The sequence below is a fragment of the Hydrogenophaga aromaticivorans genome (assembly GCF_013387465.1).
Lineage (GTDB): Bacteria > Pseudomonadota > Gammaproteobacteria > Burkholderiales > Burkholderiaceae_C > Hydrogenophaga > Hydrogenophaga aromaticivorans.
The window spans coordinates 160144-185298 of sequence record NZ_VYGV01000003.1 but is presented as its reverse complement, the minus strand read 5'-3'; the positions used below and the strand labels follow the sequence as shown (position 1 = coordinate 185298).

The following is a 25155-nucleotide window of genomic DNA, read 5'->3' as shown; positions in this document are numbered from 1 at the left end:
CCCCTGTTGCGACCGATTATTCGGCTCCCGGGCCGGTGCCATAGCGGGGAAAAGGCCCCGGTTTGACCCCCTATTCCCGGAGCGCGGCCTGGCGCCCTCCAATAGCATCAAAGCCTGCTCACATTGCGTAGAAGGACACCGCCATGGACCTGCGAATTTCCCCCTTGTCCAGCCAGGCACTCAACCCGACTGGCCAGACCAAGCGCCCCGGCGCGGCCGGTGGTGTGGGCGGCGGTTTTGCCGACAACTTCAAGACCGCGCTCAAGGACGTCAGCGCGGCGCAGAACGAAGCCACACGTCTGCAGAAAGAAGTCCAGCTCGGCAACCCCAACGTCAGCCTGGAAGAAACCATGCTCGCCATGCAGAAAGCCCAGATCGGCTTCCAGGCCACGCTGCATGTGCGCAACCGCATGGTTCAGGCGTACACGGACATCATGAACATGTCTGTTTGAGTTCCCCCCCGCGCCGCCTGCGGCGTCACCCCCCCCAGGGGGCAATGCGAGTGGCCCGGCAAAGCCGGTTCCACCGCATTCTGGGTTGGGGCACGTTCTCCGGCCAGTCCCTTGCGGTTCGGTTTCTCTTCTTTTTTCTCGCTTTCTTCTGCTTCAACGGCGTGCATCCGGCGCGAAGTGTCTTGAACCCAGAACGCCGCGGAACCAGCTTTGCCGGGCCGCCAGCGTTGCCCCCTGGGGGGGTGACGCCGCAGGCGGCGCGGGGGGGGTCAATGTACCCGTGTGTCCATCATCAGCGCCAGGTCGTTCAACCACGGCTCGGCCAGGTTGCGGATTTCGGCGTCGGTGCGCAGGATGCGTTTCATGATCCGGGTCTTTTCGGTGCGTTCTTCGGGCGCCAGCCGGACGCTGCGGGACTTGCTGCGCAGCTGGGCGATGAGCAGTGTGCACGCGCCTTCCAGCCGCACCACCTGGTCCCAGTTTTCAGTCTGGGCGGCTTCCAGCATCTTCTGGCTGGCGTTTTCGATTGCTTTGTAGTAGTCCAACAAGCTGTGCTCCATGATCAGGCTCCACGGCCCGTGAGGGGCTGAAGGGGGGTGGGCCCACGGCCCTTGATTTGTTGCCAGGACTGCGCCAGTGGCTCGATGAGCTGGGTCACCTCTTCAAGCGCCTTGGTGTCGTTGCGCAGGTTCGCCTGGGTCAGGCGCATCACGCAATAGCTGTAGAGCTGCTGCAGGTTGGCGGCGAGGTCGCCACCTTGTTGCAGGTTCAGGCCCGCCTTGAGTCCTTCTTCGGTGATGCGCACCGCTTTGCCCAGTGCGGCGCCCTTGGCCTCGATGTCACCGCGCGACATGGCGCCACGCGCCTGGGTGATCGATTGCAGCAGGGCGTCGTACAGCAGGCCAACCAGCGTGTGCGGATCGGCACCCTGAACGCTGGTTTCGGCAGCGACCCGCTTGTAGGCGGAGGCGGCGCGTGAATTGACAGAGGTGAACATGGTGTCATTTCCTTGTGTCTGATGCCTTTTTTTATCGGCATCTGCGCCCGGGACTGTAGTTTCTGACATGTTCAATTGCGACGAATTGTTCCAGGTATTCAAGGACTTGAAGGCGCGCGACCCTGCCACGGCAAATGGCCTGTTCGGCCGGTCAAACGGCCATGCCCGGGCGTTGGTCTAGCCCTTGTTCCACAGCGTGATCTGCTGGCTGACGAAGGCGTTGAGGCCGCTGAGCTTGGCCACGGCCGCGTCCATGGCGTTGTATTGCGCCAGGTAGCGGGTTTCAGCGCGGGCAGCCCGGTCGTTGACGCGCTCCTGCTCCAGGCCATTCCGATCGATCGATTTCTGCAGCGCGCTGGCCTTGGTGCTGACCAGGCCATCGGCGTCGATCAGGCCCTCGGCGAAGGTCTTGATCTTGCGACCGAAACCTTCCGTTGTGGCACTGCCGGTGTCGACCGTGAACAGGTTTTTGAGGCCTTCGAGGTTGGACAGCGAGGCGTCGAACTTCCCGGCGTCGAGGGCCAGGGCGCCACCCGTTTTCAGCTCGATGCCGACGTCGGCCAGGCGCGTGTAGGGCGTGCCACTGGTGACCGAGCGCATCATGCCGCGCAGGGCGTTTTGCAGCCCGGTGGCGGTGGAGTCGCCTTGCAGTGCGCCCGCCTTCTTGGTGCCAGCGTCGTAGCGTGTCGCATTGGACAGCGTGCTGTTGAGCGTGTTGTAGGCGTCGACGAAGGCCTGCACGTTGGCGCGCACCGCTTCGGTGTCGGCGCTGACGTCGATCTCCACCGGCGCGGTGGTGACCTGGCTGAGCTGGATGGTCATGCCGGGCAGGGTGTCTGCGAGCCGGTTGCTGGCCGAGGAGACGGACACGCCGTTGACGGTGGCCAGGGCGTTCTGCCCGCTCTGCGACAGGGACATACCATTGGTATTGCCCACGCTGAAGGCCAGGCGCGACAGGCCACTGGCGTCGGTGTCGTTGCTGTCGTCGTCGTCCACCGTGATGCGAAACCCGTTTTCCTGGCCGGTCTCTTTCGAGCGCACCAGCAGGCGTTCACCCGAGGCGTCCTTGAGCACGGTGGCGCTCACGCCCGCGTCGGCGTCGTTGATCTTGGCTGCGATCTCGGCGAGCGTGTCTTCGCCGGGGTTGATCGTCACGGAGACCGGTGTGCCACTGCCAGCGGTGAAGCTGCTGCCGCTCCAGGCGCCGAGCTCGATCGTCATGCTGCCCGAGCCGACGCCACTGCCCGTGGCCACAGCGGTGGATGCGGTGGACTGCGCCTTGGCCAGTTGCTGCACGGCCATGGTGAGCGAGGTGGCGGGCGCGCCGGCGGCGACGGTCACGCCGATGGCCGCGCTGTTCGACGAGGTGGCGGTGACCGCGCTCCAGCCACTGGGTGACGCGAGCTTGGCGGCTGCGTCCCCCAAGGCCGAAAACTGCGACTTGATGGTGCCGTAGGTGGAGAGCTTGGTCTGGAACGAGGTGGCCTGGGTCTGCAACTGCTTGAGCGGTGCCTTTTCCAGCGCCACCAGTTGCGAGACGATGCTTTGCACGTCGAGCCCGCTGCCGATGCCGGGCGAAGAGATGGTGGCCATGTTGTGCCTTCCTCAGGATGGACGCACCGCACGCGAAGGCATGCGGTCTGTGCATCCCACGAATGGGAGCGCGGCGGGGCAGTGGGCTGCCGCCGCCGCTGGCTCGCATCACCCGCGGGTGGTGCGCAGCGTTCGGTGCCGATCAGCGCAGCAGGGACAGCACGCCCTGGGGCAGCTGGTTCGCCTGGGCCACCATGGCGGTGCCGGCCTGTTGCAGGATCTGGCCGCGCGACAGGTTGGAGGTTTCCGTGGCGAAGTCGGCGTCCATGATGCGGCCGCGCGAAGCAGCCTGGTTCTCGGATGCGACCTGAAGGTTGGAGATCACGGCGTCGAAGCGGTTCTGCACGGCACCGAAGGTGGCACGGGCGGTGGTGATCTCGTCGATGGCATCGTCGAGGTCGTCCATGGCGGCCAGGGCGTTGGTGTCGGAGGTGATGTCACCGGTCGTCACGGCGGCCACACCCGTGCCCGTGGTCAACACGGTGGTGGACACGTCGATCTGATCGGTGGTCACGTTGTTCGCACCCACCTGGAAGGTGAGGCTGGCGGCCGTGTTCAACAGATCCACGCCGTTGAACTTTGTGCCGGTGAGCACGCGGGTGACTTCGTCGTTGAGCTGCTGGTATTCGGCGTTGAGGTTGGTGCGGTCCGACGCAGAGTTCGAGGCGTTGGCCGACTGCACGGCCAGTTCACGCATGCGCTGCAGCGAATCACCCACCTTGCCCAGCGCGCCTTCAGCGGTCTGCGCCATGGAGATGCCGTCGTTGGCGTTGCGGATGGCGACGTTCATGCCCTTGACCTGGGCGTTCATGCGCTCTGCAATGGCGAGGCCGGCGGCGTCGTCTTTGGCGCTGTTGACACGCAGACCCGAAGACAGGCGCTGCATGGAAGTGGCGAGGGCTCCCGAAGACGCATTCAGGTTGCGCTGGGCATTCAGGGACATCACGTTGGTGTTGATCGAGCTCATGTTTAACTCCTAAAAATTTGACAAAGTAGTCCGGCATCTCTGCCAGTCCCAACGACAGCCATCTGGCTGGCCGCCATGACCGGAGCTTCCGTAGCGCCAAGCCGGCTGGGCCCTGGGCCTCCGACCGTCTCGCCGCTTCTGCTTGCCGGACGACGAACCTTTTTAGAAGTTCGTTGAGTTCAATTTCGGTGGTCCGGGCCTATTCTTTAGCGTCCTGATACAAAGATTTCTCTGGATAAGCGCGGGATGCGTGTGCCATTTCTCGCGTTACCGCCGCTGCGCGGTGTGCGCAGGGCCTGGCGCCGGGGTACTGTTGGTGTGGCATCGGCACGCCGTGCCATGTCTTGATGGTCGCTGGATGGTGGGGCGCAAAACCACCGCGACGCCCCGGCCCGCCTCGGTCAGCCCCGCCACCCGTGCCCGCCGCCCATCCCGCCGTGTGTACCAACGATGTAGGAAAAAACCTGACACGGCACAGGGCGGTGCCTGACAGCCCAAACAGCCATTCGCCGATTCAAGAAATTTTTACGGTCGACACAATTACATACATCGGGAAAGCAGATGTAAGCAAGTCGCTCACCAAGCCGACCCGGGACTCAAGGAGAATTTCATGGACAGCGAACAACTCTTGGCCGAAATCCGCGAAGCCAACCTGACCTACCTGATGCTGGCGCAGAACCTGATCCGCAAGGACCGCGCCGAAGCGCTTTACCGCCTGGGCATCACGGAAGAAGCTGCTGACCTGCTGGGCATGCTCTCCACCGCCCAGCTCCTGAAGATCGCTTCGAGCAACATGCTGCTGTGCCGCTTCCGGGTGGACGACGACCTGGTGTGGAACCTCTTGACGAACCACAACGTGAAGAAGGTCGACAACACCACCACGACCCAGCTGCACGCGTCCATCCTGATGGCTGGCCGGTTTGCCGAGTCGATGACCGCTGCACATTGACCCCCCTGCGCCGCCTGCGGCGTCACCCCCCAGGGGGCGGCGCTGGCGGCCCGGCGAAGCCGGTTCCTCGGCGCCCTGGCATTTCAATCGTCCCGTATCTGGAGTTCCCATCATGGCCACGCCCAAAAGCATCTTGAACGAGTCCCGCGACATCGAGCGCGCTGTGGCCCTGATCCAGCTGGGTGCGCGCCTGCAGGTGCTGGAATACGAAACCAGCCTGTCGTATGAGCGCCTGCTGCGCCTGTACAAGGAAGTGGCGGGCAAGTCGCCTTCGAAAGGCCAGTTGCCCTTTTCGACCGACTGGTTCCTGACCTGGCAGCCGAATGTGCATTCGTCGCTGTTCCTGAACATCCACGAGTACCTGTCCAAGACCAGCGAACTCGAAGAGATCGACACCGTGATCAAGGCCTTCCGCCTGTACAGCGAACAGATGACGGCCAGCGCCATCGAACCCCTGTTGTCCATCACCCGCGCCTGGCGCCTGGTGAAGTTCGTCGACAACGGCATGCTCACGCTGACCAAGTGCTCCTGCTGCGGTGGCCACTTCGTCACCGAGCCGTACGAGAACGCCCGCAACTTTGTCTGCGGCCTGTGCAAGCCGCCGGCGCGTGCGGGCAAGGGTGTGGCAAACGGAGGTCTCCGTTTGCATTGAGGCTCACCCCCGCGCCGCGCCCAAGGGCGCGTCACCCCCTCAAGGGGGCGATGCGAGTGGCCCGGCGAAGCCGGTTCCACCGCATCCTGGATACAGACACTTCGCTCCGGTTGTCAAGCTTTGAAAAGGACCCCTCAGTGGGTCCTTTTCGCGTTCATGGCCTCCTTCACTCGGCCCTAAAGTTGACCGATAGAAATCTCAGTTGCTGGAATTCCCTGGTGTGTGCCGATCGCGGTGGCGCTGCGAGCCCGGCCTGCTTGGAACCGGCTTTGCCGGGCCGCTGCGGGCGCCTCCCTTGAGGGGGTGGCGCCGCAGGCGGCGCAGGGGTGATCCTTTCAAAGGTCTGGAACATGTTTGTCATCATTGGTTTTCTCGTCTCGATGGCCTGCATCTTCGGGGTGTACATCGTGCACGGGGGCAACATCGGCGTGATCCTCACCGCGTTGCCTTTCGAGCTGATCACCATCCTGGGTGCGGCCATGGGGGCCTTCTTCATGAACAACCAGATGAAGGTCGTGAAGGCTTCGGCAAAGGGCCTGGGCGCTTGTTTCAAGGGCAGCAAGTACACCAAGTCGCGCTACCTGGAGCTGCTGGCGCTGCAATACGACATCCTGCAAAAGGCCCGCAAGGAAGGCCTGATGGCGATCGAGCAGGATGTCGAGAACCCCGACCAGTCGCCCGTGTTCAAGAAATACCCCACCGTGGGCAGCGACCACCACGTGGTCGAGTTCATCACCGACTACCTGCGCATGATGGTCTCGGGCAACCTCAACGCGCACGAGATCGAGTCGCTGATGGACGCCGAGATCGAGACCCACCACCAGGAGGCGCATGCACCGGTGGCCGCCATCGCGCGCCTGGCCGGCGGCCTGCCGGCCTTCGGGATCATTGCCGCCGTGCTCGGTGTGGTGAACACCATGGGCTCGGTGGGCCAGCCGCCCGCGGTGCTGGGCGGCATGATCGGCTCGGCCCTGGTGGGCACCTTCCTCGGCATCTTGCTGGCCTATGGCGTGGTCGAGCCCATGGGCGGCCTCATGGAGCAGAAGATGGAAGAGAGCGGCAAGGAATTCCTGTGCATCAAGACCACCCTGCTGGCCAGCATGCAGGGCTATGCGCCCAGCACGGCGATCGAGTTCGGCCGCAAGGTGCTGTTCTCCGACGTGCGCCCCAACTTCGCGGAGCTCGAAGGGCACGTGAAAGGCAAAAAGTGAGGACGCACCATGGCTGACGGCAAGAAGCTTCAACCGATCATCGTCAAGCGCATCAAGAAGGGCGGGCATGTCGCGCACGGGGGCGCGTGGAAGATCGCCTACGCCGACTTTGTGACGGCCATGATGGCGTTCTTCCTGCTCATGTGGCTGCTGGGCTCGACCTCCAAAGGCGACCTCGAGGGCATCGCCAGCTACTTCGCCGCACCGGTCAAGGTCTCGCTCATGGGCGGCGACGGCACCGGCAACAGTGACAGCATCCTGCCCGGTGGGGGTCGTGACCTGGCCAAGTCGGCGGGTCAGGTGGACGGCGGCGACGCCGAACGGGCGGCCAAACTCATCGGTGCGCAGATGGCGCGCGCCGAACTGGCGCGCAAGGACGCACAACGCATCGACGCGCTGCACGAGAAGATCAAGGACATGGTGGCCAACAACGCCGCCTTGCAGGACTTCGGTTCGCAGATCAAGCTCGAACGCACGGGCGACGGCCTGCAGATCCAGATCGTGGACGACCAGAACCGCCCCATGTTCGACGTGGGCAGCGCACTCGTCAAACCCTATATGCGCGACATCCTGCGCGCCATCGGCGCCACGCTGGTGGATGTGGACAACCGCATCGCGCTGGCCGGCCACACCGATGCCACGCCCTACGGCAGTGGTGACCGCGGCTACAGCAACTGGGAGCTTTCCAGCGACCGGGCCAATGCATCGCGCCGCGAGCTGGTTCTGGGTGGCCTGCCCGACAGCAAGCTGGCCCGGGTGGAAGGCCTGGCGTCGAGCCGCCTGCTCGATCCCGCGCAACCGGTTGCCGCCATGAACCGCCGCATCAGCATCCTGGTGATGACCCGCGAAGCGGAGCAACGCATGATGCCTTCGGGTGACGCCCCCGAGGCACCCGGTGAAGGTGCTGCCCTGCCGCTGGAACCCGGCTCCGCACCCCCGGCGGTGGCGTCGCCGGGCGACACCACCGAAGCACCCGCGCCGGCCGCAGCGCCCCCGGTGGCCACCGCGTCGCCGCGACCTTTTGGTCTTCCCGATCTACAGAAACTGGCCGAAGTGCCGAAACCTCGGGAAGAGTTTGGTGTCCCGAAACCCCGTTGACCTTCCTCAAGTTCCCGCCTCCGGAGGCCCACCATGTCCAGCCCCATGAAATTCCTGATCGTTGACGACTTCTCCACCATGCGCCGCATCGTGCGCAACCTGCTCAAGGAAATCGGCCATGCCGATGCCGACGAAGCGGAAGACGGCGTCATTGCCCTCGCCAAGCTGCGCAACGGCACGTTCAACTTTGTCGTCAGCGACATCAACATGCCCAACATGAACGGGTTCCAGTTGCTGACCGAGATCAAGAAGGACGAAGCCCTCAAGCACCTGCCGGTGCTGATGGTGACGGCCGAGGCGCGCAAGGAAGACATCGTGATGGCGGCCCAGGGCGGGGCGGCCGGCTACATCGTGAAGCCCTTCACCAAGGCCACGCTGGAAGAAAAGCTCGCCAACATCTTCAAGAAACTGGGCCTTTGAGCCTGTCAGGGAGTTCAGCATGAGCAGCGACAACGTTCAAGACAGCCAAGGCAGCCCCGAAATGTTCCAGCAGCTCGGCAGCATCACGCGCCAGCTGCACGACGCGCTCAAAGAGCTCGGCTACACCGACAAGCTCAAGGGCACGGTCGACCAGCTGCCCGATGCGCAGAGCCGCCTGTCCTACATCGCCCGCCTCACCGGCGAGGCCGCCGACAAGGTGCTCAACCACGTGGAGGGTGCCAAGGCCGAGCAGGCCCAGATCACGCGCCGGGGTCGCCAGCTGGTGGACTCGATCAGCACCGTGCCGGGGCTTTCCACGGCCATGCCCGAGTTGCTCAAGTGGTCCAACGAGGTGGTGCAGAACAGCGAAAAGTCCGACGCCCGGCTGACCGAAATCATGATGGCGCAGGACTTTCACGACCTCACCGGCCAGGTGATCGCCCGTGTGGTCCAGCTCGCGTCCACCATCGAGGAGCAGTTGCTGGCGCTGTTGCTGCAATCCGCGCCGTGTGGTGTGCCGGGTCAGGACAAGGTGCTGGAGCTCGACGGCCCGGTGGTCGCCCCCGAGGGTCGGACCGATGTGGTGAGCGACCAGGCGCAGGTGGACGACCTGTTGGCGAGTTTGGGCTTTTAGCCCAAACTCTGAGGATGGGCCCACCCCCATCGCTGGCTCACTCCGTGTAGCCAGCTCCGCTCCTCAAGGGGCAACACGAGCGGCCCGGCGAAGCCGGTTCCGCCGTGTTCTGGGCTTGGGCATTTTGCTCCGGTGAGGTGCCTGCTCATTTGAGGGCTTTTGGGGCCGCTGTTTTCTGGCTGCCGCTCCCGGAAAAGCGGGGCCCAAGGGGGCTTTATCGCCCTTTAGTTTTTCCCCCTGACTTCCACAATCTGACCCATCAACCCGATGTGTCAGCACCATGGACTCTTCCAGTCAGGACAAGAACCTACCCGCCACCGCGCAGCGCCTGAAGAAGGCCCGCGACGATGGCCAGGTGGCGCGTTCCAAGGACCTGTCCAACCTGTCGGTGCTCGGTGGCGGCGCGGTGTTGCTGATGGTGCTGCTGCCCATGGGCTTTGAACAGTTGCGGACCAACCTGCAGCAACAACTGCACTTTGACCACCAGGCGCTGCAGCAGCCGCAGATGGTGGTCGAGCGGCTGACGGGGGTCTTTGGCCAGGGGCTCATGCTCTACCTGCCGATGGGCCTGCTGATGGTCGCGCTGGCCATCGGCGTGGCGTTCGCTTCGGGCAGCTGGGCGCTGAGCACCAAGCCCATGACACCCGACCTGAGCCGCCTCAGCCCGCTGGCGGGGTTTGGACGCATGTTCTCGCGCCAGCAGCTGGTCGAGACGGTCAAGCTCACCGCCATCACGGCCGTGCTGGGCGTGGTCGCCTGGCAGTTCATTTCATCGCATGTGCAGGCCTTTGGCACCCTGCTGCTGCGTCCGCTGGAAGGCGCGCTCGGTCAGCTCGGCGCCTGGATGAGCGCGGGCGTGGGCTTTCTGCTGCTGGTGGTCACCGCGGTGGCCCTGGTGGACGTGCCGCTCCAGAAATTCCTGCACGGTCACCGCCTGCGCATGTCGCTCGAAGAGGTCAAGCGCGAGCACAAGGAGAGCGAAGGCGATCCGCACATGAAGGGCAAGCGTCGGCAGCGCCAGCGCGAGATGGCCCAGCGCAACAGCATCGGTGCGGTGCCCCGGGCCGACCTGGTGGTCATGAACCCGACCCACTACGCCGTCGCCATCCGGTACGACGACGCCTCCATGAGCGCGCCGCGCGTCATCGCCAAGGGCGCCGACCTGCTGGCGCTGAAGATCCGCGATGTGGCCAAGGCGCACAAGATCCCGGTGCTGCAGGCGCCCATGCTGGCGCGCGCGCTGTACGCCCACGCCGAGATCGACGACGAGATTCCCTCGGCCCTGTACACCGCGGTGGCGCAGGTGCTGGCCTACGTGTACCAGCTCAAGGCCGCCATGGCCGGCCGCGGTGCCATGCCCGGCGACATGCCCACGCCACAGGTGCCGCCCGAGCTCGATCCCCACTTCAAGAAGAAGCCTGCCCCGGAGGTTGCTGAATGAACGCCCAACTGAAGTTCCTGCAGCAGTGGTCCGCCCGTCATGCGGCCTGGCTCAACGGCCTGGCCGCGCCCATGCTGGTGATCACCGTGCTGTCGATGATGGTGCTGCCGCTGCCGCCCTGGCTGCTCGACACCTTCTTCACGCTCAACATCGCGCTCGCGCTGGTGGTGATGATGGTCTCGGCCTACATGCGCCGACCGCTCGACTTCTCGGTCTTCCCCACGGTGCTGCTGCTCACCACGCTGCTGCGCCTGTCGCTCAACGTGGCGTCCACCCGCGTCGTGCTGCTCGAAGGTCACACCGGCCCGGGTGCGGCCGGTGCCGTGATCGAGGCCTTTGGCCACTTCCTGATCGGCGGCAATTTCGCCGTCGGCTTCATCGTCTTCGCGATCCTGGTGGTGATCAACTTCGTGGTGATCACCAAGGGCTCGGAGCGCATCGCCGAGGTGTCGGCGCGCTTCACCCTGGACGCCATGCCCGGCAAGCAGATGGCGATCGACGCCGACCTGGGCGCGGGCCTGATCGACGAGAAGGAAGCCAAGCGCCGTCGCCTCGAAGTGGGCGAAGAGGCCGAGTTTTTCGGCTCCATGGACGGTGCTTCCAAGTTCGTGCGCGGCGACGCCATCGCCGGCATCATCATCCTGTTCATCAACATCATCGGCGGCCTGATCATCGGCATGGTGCAACACGGCCTGGGCGCCGGTGAAGCCGCTGACAGCTACATCCTGCTGGCCGTCGGTGACGCGCTGGTGGCGCAGATTCCCTCGCTGCTGATCTCGGTCGCCGCGGCCATGGTGGTTTCGCGCGTGGGCAAGGACGCCGACCTGGGCGGCCAGATCGTCGGCCAGATGTTCCTTTCCAGCAAAGTCGTGGGCATCACCGCCGCCGTGCTGTTCATGCTCGGCATCGTGCCCGGCATGCCGCACGCGGTGTTCCTGAGCTTCGCGCTCATCTTCGGCGGCATCGCCTGGTGGCGTTTCAAGGAAGAAAGCATGCCCGCACCGGTGGCGGACGAGGCCCCCGCCGCCAACGACGGCGAAGCCACCTGGGACGACCTGCAGCCGGTCGACCTGCTGGGCCTGGAGCTGGGCTACCGACTGATCGCCATGGTCGACAAGACCCGCCAGGGCGACCTGCTCACGCGCATCAAGGGCGTGCGCAAGAAATTCGCCCAGGAAGTGGGCTTCCTGCCGCCGGCCGTGCACGTGCGCGACAACCTGGAACTTCGTCCCAGCGCCTACCGCATCACGCTGCGCGGCGTGGTGGTGGGCGAGGGCGAGGTGTTCCCCGGCATGTTCCTGGCCATCGATCCGGGCGGCATCGGCACCCCGCTCATCGGCACCCCGACCACCGATCCCGCCTTCGGCCTGCCGGCGCACTGGATCGAAGACAAACAACGTGAGAACGCGCAAATGGCGGGTTTTACCGTGGTTGATTCCGAGACCGTGCTGGCCACGCATCTTTCACACTTGATGCAAGTCCAGGCCGCGAGATTGCTCAGCCGGACGGAGACCCAGGACCTGGTCGAACACGTGACCCGCCTGGCCCCGAAACTGATCGAAGAAGTCGTTCCCAAGATGATCTCCATCGCCACCTTCCAGAAAGTGCTGCAGCTGCTGCTGGAAGAGTCGGTGCACGTGCGCGACATCCGCACCATCATCGAAGCCATCGCCGAACACGCCACCGTCACCACCGACCCGGTCGAGCTGGCCCGCCGTGTGCGCATGGCGCTGGCCCCGGCCATCGTGCAGCAGATCTACGGCCCGGTGAAAGAACTCGAAGTGATCGCCATCGAACCCGGTCTGGAGCGTTTGCTGATGCAGGCCCTTTCCGGTGCCGCCGGTGGCGCGCTGGACCCCGGCGTGGCCGAGATGCTCAGCAAGTCCGCCACCGACATCGCCAACAAGCAGGAAGAAAAGGGCGTGCCCGCCTGCCTGCTGGTGCCCGACGCGATCCGCAACGCCATGGCGCGCCTCCTGCGGCGCGCGGCGCCCCGCCTCCAGGTGCTCGCCCACAGCGAGATTCCTGAAACCCACCTCATCCGTATCGGCCCGATTCTTGGGGAGCTTGCAGCATGAACATCCAGCGATTCACCGCACCGACCTCGCGCGAAGCCATGGCCAAGGCGCGCAACGCCTTCGGCGACAGCGCCGTGATCCTCTCGTCGCGTTCCACCGGGGACGGTTTCGAGGTCATGGCCGCGGCCGAAGAGAGCCTGGCCCCGATGGCCCCTCAAGCCCCGCAGGCTGACCGTGGCGAGCGCCTGCCGCCCATCGTGACCCGGCCTTCGGCCGGCCGCTCGGCGCAGCCCCTGCCACCGGGTTCCGACTCGGTGGAAGAGGACACCGAAGCGCTGTCCATGAGCACGCTGTCGTTCCAGGAATACGTTCGCGAGCGCATGCTGCGCAAACGCCGCGCCGCCCTCTCGGGCGAGCCGGTGGCGCCGCAAGCCCCCCAGACCGCCGTGGCTCCCGAGCCGCGGCGCTTGGCCGCCGAACCGCGCGCGGCCTCACAGATCCAGGTGCCGGTGCAGCGTTTCAACGAAAACGCCGTGGCCAAGTCCCGCGCCGATGCCTCGCCACCGCCCATCCGCACCCGCGCGGTGGTCCAGCCCAGCTGGGAAGACTCGCTGTCGCCGCAGCGCCAGGCGGAACACAGCGGCCCGAGCGTGGCGGTGGAACTCTCGGCGCTCAAGGACATGATCGAAGAGCGCTTCAACACCCTGGCCTGGCTCGGTTCGTCCAAGCAGAATCCGATCCAGTCGCAGCTGATGCTCAAGCTCATCCGCGCCGGCTATTCACCCGCCATGTCGCGCGCCGTGCTCGAACGGGTGCCCGCCGACAGCGCCGCGCCCGAAGCCATGCGTTGGCTGATGGACGTGCTCAGCCGCAACCTGAAGACCGCCGCCCCTGGCGCCGGCCTGTGCGACGAAGGTGGCGTGGTCTCCCTGATCGGTGCCACCGGTGTCGGCAAGACCACCACCGCCGCCAAGCTCGCCGCCCAGTGCGTCAAACAATACGGCGCCGGCAGCGTGGGCATGATCACGCTCGACACCTACCGCGTCTCGGGCTACGAACAGCTGCGCGCCTACGGCCGCATGCTCGGTGTCGTGGCCCACCTGGCACACGACCGCGCGGCGCTGATGGACCTGCTCAACCTGCTGGCCAACAAGCGCATGGTGATCATCGACACCGCGGGCCTGGGCCAGCGCGACCAGCGCATCCAGGACATGCTCGACGTGCTCGACGTGCCCAAGGTCAAGAAGACCCTGGTGCTCAACGCCGGCTCGCACGGCGACACGCTCGACGACGTGCTCACCGCCTTCAAGTCCAGCACGCTGCACGGCGTGGTGCTCTCCAAGGTGGACGAAGCCGTCAAGCTCGGCCCGGCCATCGATGCCCTGATCCGCCACCAGGTGGTCCTGCGCGGTGTGGCCAACGGCCAGCGCGTGCCCGAGGACTGGCAGAACCCCGACGCCGCGTCGATGGTGCGCATGTCCATGGGCACCGAAGGCAAGTCCGCCTACGACCCGGTCTCCACCGACATGGGTTTCTATTACTCGCAGGCCTCGTCCCGCGGCCTCGACCTGGGAGCGTCCCATGTTTGAATTTGGCTGGGACCAGGCCGCCGGCCTGCGCTCCGAAACACCCCCCAACGGCCCGGCCATGATGCCGGTCGCCAGCACGGCGCAGCCGGCGCGGGCCTACGAGCTGCTCTGCACGCTCGCCACCCACCTCGGTGCCCTCGGACACCAGGCCGTCATCATCGATGGCACGGCCAGCGAATCGACACCGCGCCGCGGCAACGATGGCGGCCACCTCGGCTTGCAGCACGTGCTGCAGGACCCTTCCATCGCTGGTCTGGGCCGCGCACCCGAAGGGGCGGAATGGCTGGTCATGCCCGGTGCACATGGCCTGCAGACCCTGCAGCTGACCGCCCGCGCGGCGGGAGCCTCGGTGGCGCTTGCGCGCCTGCTGGTGCCTTTTTCCCCGGGTACCCTGGTGCTGCTGTACGCACCCGCCATGCAGCTGGCTTCGCTGCTCAAAGGGTCGCAGGCGCGCGCGCTGGTGCCCGTGCTGCCCCAGGCCCAGGCCAGCATCGACGCCTACGGCTCACTCAAGCTGCTGCACGGTGCCGGGCTGTCGCCCGTGCTCGCGCCGCTGGACCACGATCTGGAGCCCGCGCAGGCCCCGCTGCAGCAGGTGGTGCAGGCGGTGACCGATTGCGCCCGGCGCCACCTCGGCTACGCGGTCGACACCTGGCCGCTGGAGAACTGGGCCACGCGCGTGCAAGCGAGCGCGCAGGTCATGCCCGTCACCGAACACTTGCACACCCACGAAGGGCAGCGCGGTCAGCGCCACACTGCCCCGGGCGCCCGCCAGCTGGCCGCCCACACACCCTGGAGTTGACGACGATGTACACCGCCAAAGGCACCCTCAACCGGGACGACCAGTTGCGCAAATACAGCCCGCTGGTGCGCCGGCTGGCGCACCACATGATCGCCAAGCTGCCGCCCAGCGTGGAGATCGACGACCTGATCCAGGTCGGCATGATCGGCCTGACCGAAGCCATCGCCCGCTTCGAGCCCGCGCAGGGCGTGCAGTTCGAGACCTTTGCCAGCCAGCGCATCCGCGGCGCCATGATCGACGAACTGCGCGAGGGCGACTGGATGTCGCGCGGCTCGCGCAAGAGCCAGAAAGACATCGAAGGCGCGGTGCACCGCCTGCAGCAGAAGCTGCACCGCGCACCGCTGGAATCCGAGATCGCCAAAGAGCTGGGCATGACCCTGGTGGATTACCAGTCGCTGCTGGCCAAGGTGCGCGGCACGCAGCTGGTGTACCTGGAAGACATCAGCGGCCACGGTGATGACGAAGACAGCTTCCTCGACCGCCACATGGGCGAGACCGATGCCGAGCCCTCGGCCGTGCTGCAGGACCAGCGCATGCGCACCGCCCTGGTGGCCGCGATCAAGGTCCTGCCCGACCGCGAACAGCAGATCATGAGCATGTACTACGAGCACGACATGAACCTGAAGGAAATCGCGGCCGTGCTCGGCGTGACCGAATCGCGCATCTGCCAGCTGCACAGCCAGTCCATCGCCCGCCTGCGCGCCAAGCTGCGGGAGCATTGAGGTCTGGCTCGGGCGTCGACGCGCGTCTTGCCGCTGCTTTGACGAATGCGCCCGATTTTTGCATCCAACGCGCGAGCAACCGACATGCACACAGCCAGAAAACTCAAGTTCACGCGGGTCGTTTTCACCGGCGATCTGCTTCGGCCCTTTGCCCATGGCAGCGAATGGGAAAGCGCCACATGGAAAAACATCCGATGGCTGCAGGCCCACGTCGCGCCACATCTCGAGCGGTTGGGCGTCGATCACAGATCCCTGACATGGGATCCGCAACTCAATCCCAAAAGGAGCACCTACTTTGATACGCCCGCGCTGTACGACCGGCTGGGGCTTGAACTGGGCATGGCCAGCTGGACGACCCTGGCATCCCTGAAGTCAGCACCAGAGGCCCTGATCGATCAACTCGCGCCGACGGTCAAAGATGCGCTGGTCATCGGCTACGAGATGCCCGACCTGTTGTTGGACGCCCTGACGGAACTGGGGGTGCCCTACATCGATGTGGTCTTGCATGCTGTGCGGTTCATGCCGGACCTGATTTTTGCCATGCGAACCAACCACCCGGAGTTGCACGGGTCGCTATCGTTCAACACCGTTCAGGAAGCCGATATCCTGAGCCGGGCCGCCGACATCAAGGCCAAGACGGCCTGGATGCCTGCACCGGTCGACGCTGCTCCAGGCTCCCTGGTGATCTTCGGACAGGTCCACGGCGACCGGTCGCTGGTCGCAACCGAGGGTGGCGGATTCTGCAGCCTGGAAAGCCATCTGCAGGAACTGGTCGAGCTGTGCTATTCGCATGCGCATGCGTACTTCAAGCCGCACCCCTATGACGTTCAAGAAAGCCCCTCCGTCCGTGCCATTCGCCACATCGGCTCTGTGGCGTTCACATCCGCCAATGCGTACCACCTGATGGCACAGGACAACATTCGGACCATCGCCGCCTTGAACTCCAGTTGCCTGTTCGAAGCCCGCTATTTCGACAAGGAGACAGTACGTTTCAAACCCTGTCTCTATGACTTCGATGCCCACCATGGCCCTCGCGATGGTCTTCCGGGAGCGCTCCTTTCCCAGGCGCCTTCATGGCTGGACGCCGCATTCTGGGTGGAACTCCTGTCGCTGGAGGCGGTGCCATCGCTGGCCGTCGCGCAATGGATGCCTGATCGGCTGCGCAGAACCATGAACGCGGACTGGGGCTATGGGCAGATTGGCAAGGTGGTGGCATGAACACATATTCATTTCCGGACGAGGCGCTGGCCCACTTGCTCCAGTGCGCGCAAGAGGTGCCGGCCGTCGACTTGCTGCCAGACGCGCAAGCGGCGATCAACGGCTTTCCCCACGATGCCCGGCTGCGAACGATGCAAGCGATTCTTCATCGCGCGTGTGGACAAGCAGAGGCAGCCCTGGACGCCAGCTGGAAGGCCCTGGTGCTCTCCCCAAAAGATGAAATTGTCCGGCAAGAACTGCTGTTCTGTGTGTCCGAACAGATGGGTTTGGCGCCCACCGACGGACACGACTTCTCCCTGGAAAGCGGCGAGCGTCAGACCGCCCCCCATATTCACAACATTCGCGCCGATCACCGTGCCAGGTATGCGTGGGCTGCCCGGCTGCTGCGCAGCCACTTCCGGGACAGCTCCCGCCTCACAGGACTGGATGCCTTTTGCGGCAACGGGTACGGCAGCCGGATGATCAGCAACCTGACCGGATCGCGCGTGATCGGGATTGACGGCTCCACCGAAGCCGTGGAACTGGCCGAAAGACACTACGGCAACCATCTGGTGGCGTTTGGGCAGGCCGTATTTCCTTTCGAACTGACGCCCGGACTTTTCGACTACGCGGTCTCCTTCGAATCGGTTGAACACGTTCCCGACAGCGAAGCGCTGCTGGCACAGATCTGCCGTTCCACGAAGGGCCCTGTGTTCCTGTCGGTCCCGAATGAGCGAGCCCTTCCCCATGCCGACTTCTCGGCCCAATTCGGCTTCCACTGTCGTCACTTCACATCGGAAGACATCTGCCAGTTCATGAGCCGTCTGGGCTTTCCATATGTGCTGGCCAGGGCCGGACAGCAGGTGTATCAGGTGCAGCACCAGCGATTGACGGGTCTGCTGCCCGAGAGCCAGATGCACTTGCGACCCCTGACAGACAACAGTCAATTCATCATGCTCATGTTCTCGCGTGAAGGCGGACAAGCAGGCGGACAGACCGCGAACCCTGCCCTGCCAGGAGCCCTCGGATGAAGCTCAACGTCGGCTGCGGCAACGTGCATCGCCTGGATGGATACGTGCACGTGGATGCCAGGGAAACGCCGATCACGGACCTGGTCTGTGATGCATGGGCGATCGATCTGCCTCCAGGACAGGTAGCCGAGGTCTACTCCCGCCACATGCTCGAGCACCTGCCCCGACACCAGGCGATCCTGACCCTGCGCTCATGGTTTCAGCTGCTGGCACCCGCGGGACGTTTGCACATCATTGTTCCGGACATTCTTTTTCATGCCAGGCAACTGCTGGGGCTGGAATCCAGCGCCTTTCCCGATCAATATGAACATGCGATGGCCGGGTTCTATGGCTGGTGTGATCCGGACCGTGGTGGCGACATCCATGACAGCCACCGCTGGGGATACTCATTCGAGACGCTGGCCGCACACCTGCAAGAGATCGGATTCACGGGTGTCCGACGACTCCAGCAAGGCAAAGACAGCGAGCCCTGGCACCTCAACGTCGAGGCATTCAAGTAGGTGCGTCACCCATTGCCTTTGACCGGGCAGTGACCGTCCATACCGCGCCGGCCTTCCATGTGAAGCCCTTCATACCGGCTCCTTGATGGGGCTGGATGCGGTGATGGTCGGTCTATAGGGAGCCGCTGCTTCGTGGGCGCTGTGCGAAGCAACATCGGTTGATTCGGCTCGCGCCAGCACCGGGCGGAACACCACGCGGATCATGAATTTGCCGTGTTCCTTCGAGCCGCAGGCCGGGAAATACATCATGCCGCCAGGGCTGAACTTGACCAGCGTGCCTTCGACCTGCTCCAGGCCGTCGAGCAGCACCGCCTCGCCCAGCGCCAGGTCTTCGCCCGGTTCCTTGTCGTCCAGTGGCACCTTCTGGATGCTGTCAAGCTGCAGCCACTCGTGGGTCTGCCCCAGCAGCAGGCTCTGGTCGAAGGCGGCGCTCATGGGCAGGTGCAGGCGGTAGTAGCCGTCGAAGGTGGCGGTGGCCAGCGTCTGGACGAGGGCGTGCTGGTCGCGGTTCGCGATCAGCGTCGGAATGCTGGTGGTCCGGAAGCTGGCTTCGGACGGTGCGAGGCTGTAGCCAAACCGCTGTGCCGACAGCAGCGTGGTGGCCAGCGAGATGTCCATCTGCCGCATCTCCATGGGGTAGCTGACGCGCATCGCCTTGAGCTCCTGGGTCATGAGGGCGAAGCCCTCCTTGCGGTACTCGTGGATACCGGCTTGCAGGTTGGCCGTGGGCAGCAGCAGGTCGGTCCCCAGGTTGAAGTCGAACTCGAACGCGGAGAGGCAGGCGATCTCTGGCGCACTGGGAAAGTAGAGCAGTCGGCCGAGGTCGGCCGCCGCCTGCTGCGCCAGCTCCAGTGGCGTCTGGCGCGGTTGGTGGCGCTCGGGTGTGCGCGCCATGTCGGCCACGAAACGCAGGCAGGCGGCCTGGATGTCGGCCACCACCTCCGACTGCGGACGCGCGGTATTGGACTGGCTTCGGATGGGTTCACCCTGTTCGGTGTAGTCCACCGTGCTGGCCTCGGGCGTGGTGCACATCATCTCGAACAGGCCGATGTACGCCGTCATGGCCAGGATCAGGCGTTCGTCGGCCCAACTGGCATCGATCAGGCCCTTGCGGTCGGTCTGCTGGCCCTTGACGCGGCTCGCGATCAGGTAGAGGCCGAAGAGATCGACATCCATGGCCTGCTTGAACACCGTGGCCAGGCGGGTCTGTGCCGTGCCGCTGTAGCCGAGGTCCACCAGGACCAGGGTCTCTCCCGGTGCCAGACCGGTGCGCTGCCTGACATGGGTGAACATGCGCTCGCGAAAGGCGGCCGATTGCTGGAACACCAGTTTCAAGGTGTCGTCGCGCAGCACCAGGCGGGTGAAGGTTTGGGTCGGCTGGTCCGATCGGGTGGCCTGGTCCAGCAGCGCCTGGGCCTTCGATGGTGGAAGCAGCAGTTGTTTGGCCATGGCCGGCATGGAGCTCTCCGACAGGCTGCTCGTCAACAGCTGGACCACGTCGGCCTTGGTCTGCAGCGAGGACGCGATGGCGGTGAATCGCGAGACGTTGATCTGATGCAAACCCTCGGCGCCCATCAGGACCTCGCACACCTTCGCGGGCAGGTAGCCGTCGCGCAGCAGAAAGGCGATCTTGACCAGCTTGCCGGCCGCCTGGAGCGCCTGGATTTGCTGCTCGATGAAGCGGCCGAAGCTGTACAGAATGGGGCCCAGCGAGCGGTAGCCGATCTGCTGCGCCGCGCTCAGCGTTTCAGTATCGGTCGCGGCGAGCAGGCCGTGAAAGTAGCTGGGCATCGCGTGCGTGTGGCGCAGCTCGGGCATGAGCTGAACGGCGGCGCTGGCGCGCTGCTCCAGCTGGCTGGTGACGGCTGCCGGATGTTGTCGCAGCCAGGCCGAGGCGATGCCATGCCGTGCCGGGCCTTGCAGGTCGGCGTGGCGGTTGTCCCCCAGATGAAACACCTGTTGCGGCTGGACTTTTTCACGCCGCAGCACCTCTTTCCAGATGCCAGAGGTCTTGGAAGCACCGAAATCGCAAGAGCAATAGATGTGCGAAATGGCGTCGGCGGTCTCGCCCATCAGGGCGCCGAGCATGTGGCCGAGCTGCTGGCCGGTGAAGTAGATGTCGCTGACCACGATCACGCGCAACCCCTTGGCGCGCGCGCTCCGGATCAGTCGCGCGATCGGCTCGAAGATGAAGGCGTGTGCGATCTCGCAGGCGATTTCGACCTCGCCGGCCTGGGCAATGCCCTGCGGGTCTGCGTGCGGCAGCAGTTCCCGGTGGATGTCTTCCAGGGTGACTTCGCTGTTGCCGGTGAGCAGCTGCTTGCGGCGGCGCAGTTCCGATTCAGCTTTGGCCCGCAAGGCGGCGGTGATGCCTGCCGAACGGAAGGGCTCCAGCGACTGCAGGCTGAAAAACACATCGGTCGGTCGGGCCACCTTGCGCCACAGGATGGTGTCAAAACAATCGAGCGAAAGGACCTTGGTCTGGGGCGCCAGCTGCTCCAGCAATGTGTCCAGTTCGTGAGCGCCAATTTCTTGATTCATGGGGGAGACTTCCTGCCGGGCGTGGAGCCGTGAGCGCAGGGCTGACCGTGGTCCTGCCTTGCGGGGTGAAAGTCAATGTAGCAGCGCGCTTTCGGGCTGAAGCCCTGAACACATTGCCCTGAAGACGGTTGTTCGGACGATTGCCCCGTGAACAGGCCCTGATCGGCGCGCCCGCCTTGGGCGGCACGATCACCGCCGGGAATCAGAGGCTGAGAGTTTTTCGGGCGTGAGCGAAAGACTCTCAGCCTCTCAGTTCACCAGGTACTGCGCCACGGCGTCCTCGTCCCATTCGATGCCCGTGCCCGGCCGGTCGGACACCACGGCCTGGCCGAGTTCGATGCGCAGCGGCGACCGCAGCACCGGGTTGGCCCAGTCCACGTACTCCAGCCAGTGGGCGGTGGGCGTGGCGGCCAGCAGGTGGGCACTGACTTCGGGGAACAGGTGGCTCGACACCGGCATGCCGGCGGCCTCGGCCAGGGCCGCGGCGCGCAGCCAGCCCGAGACACCACCGATCTTCATGGCGTCGGGCATGCCCAGGTCCGATGCGCCGGCCGCCAGCGACTTGGCCATGTCGTGGGTGCCCCACCAGTTCTCGCCCATCTGCACCGGAATGCGGGTGTGGCTGCGGATCTGCGCGTGGCCGCTGAAATCGTCGGCCAGCGTCGGCTCTTCCACCCAGTGCAGGTCTTCGTCCTGCAGCGCATCGGTGCGGCGCACCGCCTCGGCCACCGACAGGATCTGGTTGTAGTCGGCCATCAGGGCCACGCGCTCGCCGATGGCGCGCCGCACCGCCCAGACCACCTCCACGTCGGTCCGCGCCTCGACATAGCCCAGCCGGACCTTGATGGCCTCGAAGCCGTGCACCAGCAGGTGTTCGGCTTCGACGGGCGCATCGTGGCTGCCGATCATGCCCAGCCCGCAGCTGTTGTAGGCCGGTACCCGGTCGCGGTCGGCACCGAGCAGCCGGGCCAGCGGCAGGCCCTGGGCCCGCGCCTGTGCGTCCCAGGCCGCCATGTCGATGCCCGCCAGCGCCATGCCCGTCACCCCCTTGAGCCCCAGCAGCCGGAACATCCCCTGCAGCTTGCGCTCCAGCGCCAGCGGGGCCACCGGGTCGCCCTGGATCAGCGGCGACAGGTTCTCCAGCAGCTGCACCACCGGCTTGAGCACCAGCGGCGTGTAGCAGAACAGGTAGGTGTGCCCGGTGACGCCCTGCTCGGTGAGCAGGTCGATCAGGGCCAGCGGCGCGATCTGGATCGTGCCGCTGCTGGTGCGCAGCGGCAGTGGCATGGGCACATGAACCGCGCGCACGCGCAGTTCACGGACGGTCAGCAAGGCGGATGTTTCCACGGGCACCTCCTGTGGCGGGAGCGGCGCGATGGCCGGACGTCGGAGTCGCACGTTAAATCCGGCCGAACGGCGGGTCAAGTGCCGCGGCGGCCGGGGGTTCGGAGCGCAGACGCAAAAAAACCGGCAGGGCCGGTTCGTTTCAGTTGTCCATGGCACCGGAGCGCCACCCGCCATGCATGAAGCAACGCCTCCCAGAGGCACCGCCGGGCCGGCTTTGCCGGACGGCCAGTGCCGCCCCCTTGAGGGGGTCGCGCGCAGCGCGGCGGGGGTGTCTCAGCTCAAGCGGAGAGATAGCCCCGTCCGGCGCCACCGATGGAGGAGGCCGGGCCGACGAGGCGGTTGTAGGTGGATGGCTGGGCCTGCTGCGGCAGCAGGCTGTTGAGTGCGCGCTGGCTTTGCGCACCCGCGCGCAGCACGGTCTGGCGCAGCTGCCCAAAGCGCTGGGCGGCCTGCAGCATGTCGATGCGCAGGCTGCTGCCGGGCACGGCGAATTCGGCGGTCTTCGGGGCCTTCTGCAACACCATTTGGACCTGGGCGCTGGCCTTCTCCACACCGTCGGGATCGCTGTCGAGCAAAGCCCTTTCCAGACGGTCCAGCCCGGTCTGCAGCGAGGCGATCCAGGGGTGGGTGTCGGGAGCTTGGCTCATGGCGATGGTCCGGTGAGGGGTGATCAGGCGCGGTTGCCGCTGGCGCCGCTGAGCATTTCAGCCGCGTTGGACAACATTTTGTCAGCAATCGCTTCGGCGTTGACCTGGAAGCTCCCGTTGGCGATGGCCGCCTTCATGGACTCGACCTTTTCGGCGTTGAACACCTCGTTGCCGCTCGCGGTGGCGCTCTGCATCGCCGACACGGTCGACGACGACAGCGTGACGGTCACGCCCGCATTCGCCTGCGGCTTGGCGGCCGCCCCGGCAGCGGCCGCACCCTGGGCGCCAGCCGACGGGTTGTCGGCCGTCTTCTGCGGACCCCCGGCGACGGAACCAATGTAGGAATCCGGTGATGATGATTCGACTTTCATTTCACTCTCCAAACCTCGAATTCGAGGCGTTGTGGAATGACTATCGGCACAAAAGAAGGCGTACTTAAGGTCTTTTTTGCTGAATAGATCACGAAAACTGCTGACAAAGCGGTACTTGCGGGCTCAAAGCCGGACCTCCACCAGCGGTCCATCGCGCACCGTTCCGGTGACCACGCGACCGCCGTTGAGCCTCACGCGGACCGTCTGGCCCACGACGCCCACCCCCATGGCCTCGCCGCTGACCACCACCTGAAAGCCAGTGCCTTCGCTTTTTACCTTGACCTGAGCGCCCCGGTCAAATGCCGGCACCGGGCGCACCATGTTCTCGCGCAGGGTCTGCCCCGGGTTCAGCGCAAAGGCCGCCTGCTGGCCGATCCAGCTCTCGGGCGTGGCCAGCACGCTGGCCGACTGCTCGGCCCAGTCCATTTCGGCCACTTCGGCGTCTTCTTGAACCAGGGCGGTGCCGGCGGGCACCGGGCGCCTGAGCACCCAGGCCGGGCCCCAGGCCTTGATGGTGACGGGCACGAACACGTTCCAGCGCACCGGGCCCTCCAGGCAGCGCAGGCCGATGCGGCTGCGCCCCCAGAGGCGGGTACCCGGGGGCAGATAGGGTTCGATGCGCGGACAGGGGCTCAGGCGCAGGCGCGAGTCCAGCGCGCCCATGACCACCTCGGGCCGCAGCACGCCGCCGGCGTTTTCGGTCAGGGCGTTGGCCAGGGCCGGTTCGACGTAGTCGCGCGCCATCTGCGCGAGCAGGGCGCGGTCGTCGGCGCTGGTGGCCGGTGCCACGGCGAACTGCGCCCGGGCCGGGCCGGTCAGGCCAGCGAGCAGCAGCCCGGCGGCGAGCCACCCGGCAGCGCCGGCTCGGGCGGAGCGCAGAAAACAGAAAGAAGTGTGCTTGTTCATCGGGAAGACCTCCGCAGGCGGTCCGGCTGCTGCCGGCGCAAAGGCGGACGGGTGTGCCCAGCCCATGCCTGCTGTGAGCCACTTTAGGCCGGCCCGGCAACCATCAAAGCGGCGAAATGCCCGACTAAGTGGCGTTTGTTCGGGCCATTGCAGGGGCTCAAGTTTTCCCATACTTGCGTTCATGTCGGTGCAAGCCTGCGCTTTTGCCGCCCCCTCAACCCTGTCTGGAGAACGCCATGCTTGAACAGATGACCGCAGGACTGAACTTCCAGTCCAACGCGCTCCTGCTGCGCTCGCAGCGCCAGCAGGTGATCGCCAGCAACATCGCCAACGCTGACACGCCCGGCTTTGTGGCCCGCGATTTTGACTTCGCCGCCGCGCTCAAGGACGCTGCGGGCCTGCAGGATCCGTCGGGTCTGCGCTCGGCGCCGGACCGCACCCACGCGCAGCACCTGCGCCTGGGTTCCACCGATCCGCGCAGCCCGGACATGGCCTACACCGTGCAGACCCAGCCCAGCCAGGACGGCAATTCGGTCGACCTGGACCGCGAGCGCGCCAACTTCGTCGACAACAGCATCCGCTACGAGTCCACGCTGCGTTTCATCAATTCGCATGTGAAAACCATGTTGAGCGCCATCACTGGTCAATAAGGAGCTTGTCATGTCGATGTTTGCCATCTTCGGTGTCTCGGGCAGCGCGATCAGTTCGCAGTCGCAGCGCCTCAACGTCGTGGCCAGCAACCTGGCCAACGCCGATGCCGTGGCCGGACCGGACGGCCAGAGCTACAAGGCGCGCCAGGTGCTGTTCCAGACCGTGCCCATGGGTGGCCCGGGCAACGCGGGCGTGAAGGTGCAGGACATCCAGGAAAGCGATGCGCCCGGGCGCCGCGTGCACAACCCCAGCCACCCCAGCGCCGACGCCGAGGGCTACGTCACCCATTCCAACGTCAATCCGGTGGAGGAGATGGTCAACATGATGTCGGCCTCGCGCTCCTACCAGAACAACGTCGAAGTCATGAACACGGCGAAATCGCTGCTGCTCAAAACGCTCCAGATGGGGCAGTGAAAGGC

The 25155-nt window shown here is 65.4% G+C and carries 26 protein-coding genes; 17 read left to right on the top strand and 9 right to left on the bottom strand.

Annotated features, from left to right (window positions below):
* Positions 1 to 143 precede the first annotated feature (143 nt).
* A complete protein-coding gene (gene fliE, locus F3K02_RS02935) occupies positions 144 to 452 on the top strand; it encodes a flagellar hook-basal body complex protein FliE (protein WP_177133128.1) in 309 nt (102 codons plus the stop codon).
* 269 nt (positions 453 to 721) lie between these two features.
* Here the strand turns inward: fliE and F3K02_RS02930 are convergent, their stop codons facing one another.
* From F3K02_RS02930 to F3K02_RS02915, 4 genes are all read right to left on the bottom strand, one after another.
* Complete coding sequence (locus F3K02_RS02930; protein WP_177133126.1) at positions 722 to 1012, bottom strand: flagellar protein FliT; 291 nt, start codon at positions 1010 to 1012, stop codon at positions 722 to 724.
* A gap of 2 nt (positions 1013 to 1014) precedes the next feature.
* Positions 1015 to 1449: a flagellar export chaperone FliS gene (fliS, locus tag F3K02_RS02925; RefSeq protein WP_177133124.1), complete on the bottom strand. Its 435-nt coding sequence runs from the start codon at positions 1447 to 1449 to the stop codon at positions 1015 to 1017.
* A gap of 177 nt (positions 1450 to 1626) precedes the next feature.
* A complete protein-coding gene (fliD, locus tag F3K02_RS02920; RefSeq protein ID WP_177133122.1) occupies positions 1627 to 3042 on the bottom strand; it encodes a flagellar filament capping protein FliD in 1416 nt (471 codons plus the stop codon).
* 142 nt (positions 3043 to 3184) lie between these two features.
* Positions 3185 to 4009: a flagellin N-terminal helical domain-containing protein gene (locus F3K02_RS02915; RefSeq protein ID WP_177133120.1), complete on the bottom strand. Its 825-nt coding sequence runs from the start codon at positions 4007 to 4009 to the stop codon at positions 3185 to 3187.
* A gap of 610 nt (positions 4010 to 4619) precedes the next feature.
* On the opposite strand from F3K02_RS02915, the gene flhD reads away from it, so the two are divergent.
* The 14 genes from flhD to F3K02_RS02845 all read left to right on the top strand — a co-directional run bounded on the left by flhD (position 4620) and on the right by F3K02_RS02845 (position 18273).
* A complete protein-coding gene (gene flhD, locus F3K02_RS02910) occupies positions 4620 to 4958 on the top strand; it encodes a flagellar transcriptional regulator FlhD (RefSeq protein ID WP_177133118.1) in 339 nt (112 codons plus the stop codon).
* Between the two features lie 112 nt (positions 4959 to 5070).
* Positions 5071 to 5610 (top strand): flagellar transcriptional regulator FlhC, encoded by a 540-nt coding sequence (gene flhC, locus F3K02_RS02905; RefSeq protein WP_177133116.1) that lies wholly within the window; start codon positions 5071 to 5073, stop codon positions 5608 to 5610.
* 350 nt (positions 5611 to 5960) lie between these two features.
* On the top strand, positions 5961 to 6821 hold the full coding sequence (motA, locus tag F3K02_RS02900; RefSeq protein ID WP_177133114.1) for a flagellar motor stator protein MotA: 861 nt from the start codon (positions 5961 to 5963) through the stop codon (positions 6819 to 6821).
* A 9-nt stretch (positions 6822 to 6830) separates the two neighbouring features.
* Positions 6831 to 7919: a flagellar motor protein MotB gene (gene motB / locus F3K02_RS02895; protein ID WP_177133112.1), complete on the top strand. Its 1089-nt coding sequence runs from the start codon at positions 6831 to 6833 to the stop codon at positions 7917 to 7919.
* Positions 7920 to 7952: 33 nt separating this feature from the next.
* Positions 7953 to 8339, top strand: coding sequence for a chemotaxis response regulator CheY (cheY, locus tag F3K02_RS02890; RefSeq protein WP_177133110.1), 387 nt, complete (start codon positions 7953 to 7955; stop codon positions 8337 to 8339).
* 19 nt (positions 8340 to 8358) lie between these two features.
* The gene (locus F3K02_RS02885; protein WP_177133107.1) at positions 8359 to 8973 is read left to right on the top strand and encodes a protein phosphatase CheZ; all 615 of its coding nucleotides are present in this window, start codon (positions 8359 to 8361) and stop codon (positions 8971 to 8973) included.
* Positions 8974 to 9253: 280 nt separating this feature from the next.
* Positions 9254 to 10414, top strand: a complete 1161-nt coding sequence (locus F3K02_RS02880) for an EscU/YscU/HrcU family type III secretion system export apparatus switch protein (protein WP_177133105.1) — start codon at positions 9254 to 9256, stop codon at positions 10412 to 10414.
* The gene (flhA, locus tag F3K02_RS02875; RefSeq protein ID WP_177133103.1) at positions 10411 to 12492 is read left to right on the top strand and encodes a flagellar biosynthesis protein FlhA; all 2082 of its coding nucleotides are present in this window, start codon (positions 10411 to 10413) and stop codon (positions 12490 to 12492) included. Before F3K02_RS02880 ends, flhA begins: the two co-directional genes overlap by 4 nt.
* Complete coding sequence (gene flhF / locus F3K02_RS02870; RefSeq protein ID WP_177133101.1) at positions 12489 to 14021, top strand: flagellar biosynthesis GTPase FlhF; 1533 nt, start codon at positions 12489 to 12491, stop codon at positions 14019 to 14021. The genes flhA and flhF overlap by 4 nt, the downstream gene beginning before the upstream one ends.
* Positions 14014 to 14823 carry a hypothetical protein gene (locus tag F3K02_RS02865; RefSeq protein ID WP_177133099.1) on the top strand — a complete coding sequence of 270 codons (810 nt, stop codon included), beginning with the start codon at positions 14014 to 14016 and terminating at the stop codon, positions 14821 to 14823. Before flhF ends, F3K02_RS02865 begins: the two co-directional genes overlap by 8 nt.
* Before the next feature lie 5 nt (positions 14824 to 14828).
* The gene (locus F3K02_RS02860) at positions 14829 to 15545 is read left to right on the top strand and encodes an RNA polymerase sigma factor FliA (RefSeq protein WP_177133097.1); all 717 of its coding nucleotides are present in this window, start codon (positions 14829 to 14831) and stop codon (positions 15543 to 15545) included.
* Between the two features lie 84 nt (positions 15546 to 15629).
* Positions 15630 to 16763: a hypothetical protein gene (locus F3K02_RS02855; protein WP_177133096.1), complete on the top strand. Its 1134-nt coding sequence runs from the start codon at positions 15630 to 15632 to the stop codon at positions 16761 to 16763.
* Positions 16760 to 17773 (top strand): class I SAM-dependent methyltransferase, encoded by a 1014-nt coding sequence (locus F3K02_RS02850; protein ID WP_177133094.1) that lies wholly within the window; start codon positions 16760 to 16762, stop codon positions 17771 to 17773. Before F3K02_RS02855 ends, F3K02_RS02850 begins: the two co-directional genes overlap by 4 nt.
* Positions 17770 to 18273: a class I SAM-dependent methyltransferase gene (locus F3K02_RS02845; RefSeq protein WP_177133092.1), complete on the top strand. Its 504-nt coding sequence runs from the start codon at positions 17770 to 17772 to the stop codon at positions 18271 to 18273. Before F3K02_RS02850 ends, F3K02_RS02845 begins: the two co-directional genes overlap by 4 nt.
* 69 nt (positions 18274 to 18342) lie before the next feature.
* Here the strand turns inward: F3K02_RS02845 and F3K02_RS02840 are convergent, their stop codons facing one another.
* From F3K02_RS02840 to flgA, 5 genes are all read right to left on the bottom strand, one after another.
* The gene (locus tag F3K02_RS02840) at positions 18343 to 20814 is read right to left on the bottom strand and encodes an HAD family hydrolase (protein WP_177133090.1); all 2472 of its coding nucleotides are present in this window, start codon (positions 20812 to 20814) and stop codon (positions 18343 to 18345) included.
* A gap of 249 nt (positions 20815 to 21063) precedes the next feature.
* Positions 21064 to 22161: an enolase C-terminal domain-like protein gene (locus F3K02_RS02835; RefSeq protein ID WP_343066960.1), complete on the bottom strand. Its 1098-nt coding sequence runs from the start codon at positions 22159 to 22161 to the stop codon at positions 21064 to 21066.
* Between the two features lie 278 nt (positions 22162 to 22439).
* On the bottom strand, positions 22440 to 22808 hold the full coding sequence (locus F3K02_RS02830) for a hypothetical protein (RefSeq protein WP_177133086.1): 369 nt from the start codon (positions 22806 to 22808) through the stop codon (positions 22440 to 22442).
* Positions 22809 to 22831: 23 nt separating this feature from the next.
* Positions 22832 to 23179: a flagellar biosynthesis anti-sigma factor FlgM gene (flgM, locus tag F3K02_RS02825; RefSeq protein ID WP_177133084.1), complete on the bottom strand. Its 348-nt coding sequence runs from the start codon at positions 23177 to 23179 to the stop codon at positions 22832 to 22834.
* 123 nt (positions 23180 to 23302) lie between these two features.
* A complete protein-coding gene (flgA, locus tag F3K02_RS02820; protein ID WP_177133082.1) occupies positions 23303 to 24085 on the bottom strand; it encodes a flagellar basal body P-ring formation chaperone FlgA in 783 nt (260 codons plus the stop codon).
* A 236-nt stretch (positions 24086 to 24321) separates the two neighbouring features.
* Between flgA and flgB the strand changes: the two genes are divergently transcribed.
* Positions 24322 to 24735 carry a flagellar basal body rod protein FlgB gene (gene flgB, locus F3K02_RS02815; RefSeq protein WP_177133080.1) on the top strand — a complete coding sequence of 138 codons (414 nt, stop codon included), beginning with the start codon at positions 24322 to 24324 and terminating at the stop codon, positions 24733 to 24735.
* 10 nt (positions 24736 to 24745) lie between these two features.
* The gene (gene flgC / locus F3K02_RS02810) at positions 24746 to 25150 is read left to right on the top strand and encodes a flagellar basal body rod protein FlgC (RefSeq protein WP_177133078.1); all 405 of its coding nucleotides are present in this window, start codon (positions 24746 to 24748) and stop codon (positions 25148 to 25150) included.
* Positions 25151 to 25155 lie beyond the last annotated feature (5 nt).